Origin of the sequence: Mycobacterium sp. 1482292.6 (genome assembly GCF_001672995.1) — a bacterium.
GTDB lineage: Bacteria > Actinomycetota > Actinomycetes > Mycobacteriales > Mycobacteriaceae > Mycobacterium > Mycobacterium europaeum_A.
Genome location: NZ_LZKV01000155.1, coordinates 1 through 4,045 on the forward strand (window position 1 = coordinate 1; position 4,045 = coordinate 4,045).

Genomic DNA, 4,045 nt, shown 5'->3' on the forward strand with positions numbered 1-4,045 from the left:
ATCAGGTGCGGTTTTTGCCGGGTTGGTTCAAGGACACCCTGCAGGACGCCCCGATCGAGCGCATTTCGGTGTTGCGGTTGGACGGCGATCTGTATGAGTCGACGATTCAGGCGCTCGATGCGCTCTACCCGCGGCTGTCGTCCGGCGGCTTCTGCATCATCGACGACTACCACGCCATCGGCGCGTGCCGGCAGGCCGTGACGGACTACCGTACGGAACATGGCGTGACCGCAGAGATCGAGGAGATCGACGGCACCGGCGTGCTGTGGCGCAAGCCTTGAGGCTCACCCGCGCGTAGTTCGTCCCGGTGTGGTCGCGCAAACCGGTGCTGTGGAGATTCGTCGATATTTACAGTGATGTCGGTGCTTCACCACGATTGATGGCGCAACCGAAGGGCGTGGATTCGCGATGAAATGTGTGCTGGCCAGCTATGGAACGCGCGGTGATATCGAGCCTTCCCTGGTTGTCGCGCGCGAACTGCAACGCCGGGGGCATGACATGGTCATGGCCGTCCCGCCCGACTCGGTCAGCTTCACCGAGGCCGCCGGGTTGACGGCCGTGCCGTACGGACTGGAATCGCAGGCCTGGCTCGACGTGTACCGCGACTTCTGGACAGCGTTTTTCCGCGGCTTCTGGAAGATCCGGGAGATGCGCGGCATGTGGCGCGAGATGTGGGATCTCAGCGACCAGTGCTGGGCGCAGATGAACACGACGCTGATGTCGCTGGCCGACGGCGCCGACCTGGTGTTCGCCGGGCAGAGTTACCAGGAGCCGGCCGCCAACGTCGCGGAGTACTACGACCTTCCGCTGGCCACGCTGCATCACGTGCCCATGCGGCCCAACGGCCAGGTCGTCGCCATCCTGCCGCCGCCGTTGGCCCGCTCGGCCATGACGGCGTTCGACTGGTTCTGTTGGCGGCTGAACAAGAAGGTGGAGGACACCCAGCGCGCAGAGCTGGGGTTGCCCAAGGCGACGGGACCCTCACCGCGGCGGATCGCCGACCGCGAATCGCTGGAAATCCAGGCCTACGACGAGGTGTGCTTCCCCGGGCTGGCCGCCGAGTGGGCGAAGTGGGATGGCCTGCGGCCCTTTGTCGGCACGCTGACCATGGAGCTGACCACCGAAGCCGACGACGAGGTGATGTCGTGGATTCGCGCGGGATCCCCGCCCATCTGCTTCGGCTTCGGCAGCATGCCGGTCGAATCCCCGGCCGACACCGTCGACATGATCAGCACGGCCTCGGCGCAGCTCGGCGAGCGAGCGTTGATTGCCGCCGGCCGCAGCGACTTCAGCGGCGTCCCCCTTCCCGATCACGTCAAGGTCGTGGGGCCGGTGAACTACGCGACGATATTTCCCGTCTGTCGCGCGGTGGTTCACCACGGCGGTTCGGGCACCACCGCCGCGAGCCTGCGTGCTGGAGTTCCGACGCTGATCCTGTCGATGGACGCCAATCAGACGATCTGGGGAGCCCAACTCAAACGGCTGAAAGTTGGTACCACACGCCGCTTTTCGGCGACGAACCGGGAGACGTTGGTGGGGGACCTGCGTCAAATCCTGGCCTCGGACTACGCGCAGCGCGCCCGCGAGATCGCCACCCGGATGACCAAGCCGGCCGACAGCGTGGTCAAAGCCGCCGACGTCGTGGAGAACTTCGTCAGCTCGCGGAGTCGTACCCGCTCCAGCTAACGGGCTTACCAGCATTGCGCTGGGGAAAAAGCGGAATTTGCTAACGGAAATTCGGGTGCGGGCCGCACTGGACCGACTTCCCGCTTTCCCAAGACACGGTGTCGATAGTCTGGCAGACTTACGTAAGATCAGGCGACGACGCCTGGGGTTCATCCATACCACCCAGAGTCGTCATACTTCTACGGTCGGGGGGAAAGGCCGATGAGGTTGGGTTTGTCGCACTCGACTGCACCGGTGTCACTTTCACGATCGAGCCTGGTCTCGGGCCGCCAAATCCGTTGCGAAACAACTACAACCATGACTCTGACCGCATCGCCGGGCCAATGGCGAGCCGCGGATTACCGAGCGGAAACGCCGCAGTCAAAGTTGCCCGTGCCGTCGGAGACTGATTAAGGTAACCATCGCGATGAAATTTGCTGTGGCAAGTTATGGAACGCGTGGCGATATCGAGCCTTGCCTCACCATCGGTCGTGAACTGATGCGACGGGGCCATTCGGTCCGGATGGCCGTTCCGCCCAATCTCGTCGAGCTGGCCGAAGCGGCCGGGCTTCCCGCGATCGGCTATGGGCCGGACATGCATGACTTTTGGAGCGACGAGTTCATTCGGGATTTCTGGAAGAACTTCGTCAAAGGGCCGATCAGCCTGATGCGCGAAGCCTGGGAACCGGTGCTGCGGAACTGGCAGGAAATGAGCTCGGCGCTGATGTCGGTGGGTGCCGGCGCCGATTTGCTGTTCAGCGGCCAGCTCTACCAGGATCTGGCCATCAACGTCGCCGACTATTACGGCATTCCAATGGCCACGCTGCACTACATCCCCATGCGGCCCAACGGCCAGCTGCTTCCGAAGGTGCCCGGGCCCCTGTGCCGCACCGGAATGTCGGTGTACGACTGGATGTGCTGGCGGATGAACAAGAAGGCGGAGGATCGGCAGCGCCGTGAGCTCGGCCTGCCCACGGCCACGGTCGCCTCGCCGCGGCGGATCGCCGAACGCGGCTCGCTGGAAATCCAGGCCTACGACGATGTGTGCTTTCCCGGGCTGGCTGACGAGTGGGCGAAATGGGGCGGCCAGCGGCCGTTCGTGGGTTCGCTGACCATGGAGCTGCCGACGGACTCCGATGACGAGGTCTTGTCGTGGATCGCCCAGGGGACCCCGCCCATCTGCTTCGGCTTCGGCAGCATGCCGGTCGCCGAAACCCCCGCCGATACGGTGCGAATGATCGGCGCTGCCTGCGCGGAGTTGGGGGAGCGGGCGTTGATCTGCTCGGGCTGGAGCGACTTCAGCGACGTTCCGCAGCTGGATCACGTCAAAGTCGTCGGGGTGGTCAACTACACGAAGGTCTTCCCCGCCTGCCGGGCCGTCGTGCACCACGGCGGATCGGGCACCACGGCCGCCGGCCTGCGCGCCGGCGTGCCCACGCTGATCCTCTGGACGGCGGGCGATCAGCCGATGTGGGGGTCGCACGTCAAGCAGCTGAAGGTGGGCACGTCGCGGCGGTTCTCGGGCTCTACGCCCGAAACCCTCGTCGCCGACCTGCGCAAAATCCTCGCGCCCGAGTACCTCACGCGTGCGCGCGAGCTCTCCACCCGAATGAGCAAGCCCTCCGAGAGCGCGGGTCGCGCCGTCGATCTGCTGGAGGAATTCGCTCGCTCGGGGCGCTGCGTCCCCGACGCTCAAGCTGGGCGAAGTCGCTGAGCCGCCGGTGACGGATACACTGCGAAACGCGCTGACGGCGTCGAGGGACGTCTAGGCTCTCAACCGGTACTACTGGCATGCGGAGTAAGGGGCAGTTTTGGCCGTGACCGATCACGACACGCGGTTTGCATACCTCGACCTGCTCCGCCGCGACCTCACCAGGTATGGCAGCGACGAGCTGGTTCCGGTGGGCTTGTATCGCCTGGGTCGTCCGCTGTTCAACACCCGCAACTTGATGCTGGTGCGCAAGCGGCCGTTCAACAAACAGGCTCGTGATCTCGGCCTGGACTGGCCGGCGGATGCCCTGACGATGATCGGCATGCAGCGCCTGACCAGTCTGCAGAACTGCGTCGAGACGGTGTTGGAAGAGGACGTTCCCGGCGACCTGGTCGAGTGCGGTGTGTGGCGCGGTGGTGCCTCAATCCTGATGCGCGCGGTGCTGGCGGCCCACGGCGACGAGAAGCGCACCGTGTGGCTGTGCGATTCGTTCGAAGGGGTGCCGCCCCCGGACACCGTCAATTACAAGGCGGACAAGGGGATTAGGCTGCACCGCCACGCGCGCATCCTGGGCGTGCCGCAGGAGCACGTGAAAGCGAATTTCGAGCGCTATGGGTTGCTCGATGATCAGGTGCGGTTTTTGCCGGGTTGGTTCAAGGACACCCTGCA

At 64.8% G+C, this 4,045-nt stretch carries 4 protein-coding genes; all 4 read left to right on the forward strand.

Annotated features, from left to right (window positions below; translation table 11 throughout):
• The coding region (locus A5624_RS15530) for a TylF/MycF/NovP-related O-methyltransferase (protein ID WP_197518972.1) at positions 1-281 on the forward strand (281 nt) is incomplete at its 5' end.
• Positions 282-408: 127 nt separating this feature from the next.
• Entirely contained in the window at positions 409-1,686 is a 1,278-nt protein-coding gene (locus A5624_RS15535; RefSeq protein WP_066867755.1) for a glycosyltransferase, read from the forward strand.
• A gap of 406 nt (positions 1,687-2,092) precedes the next feature.
• Positions 2,093-3,379, forward strand: a complete 1,287-nt coding sequence (locus tag A5624_RS15540; RefSeq protein ID WP_066867758.1) for a glycosyltransferase — start codon at positions 2,093-2,095, stop codon at positions 3,377-3,379.
• Positions 3,380-3,476: 97 nt separating this feature from the next.
• Positions 3,477-4,045: TylF/MycF/NovP-related O-methyltransferase (locus tag A5624_RS15545; protein WP_066867761.1), on the forward strand; the 569-nt coding region annotated here is incomplete at its 3' end.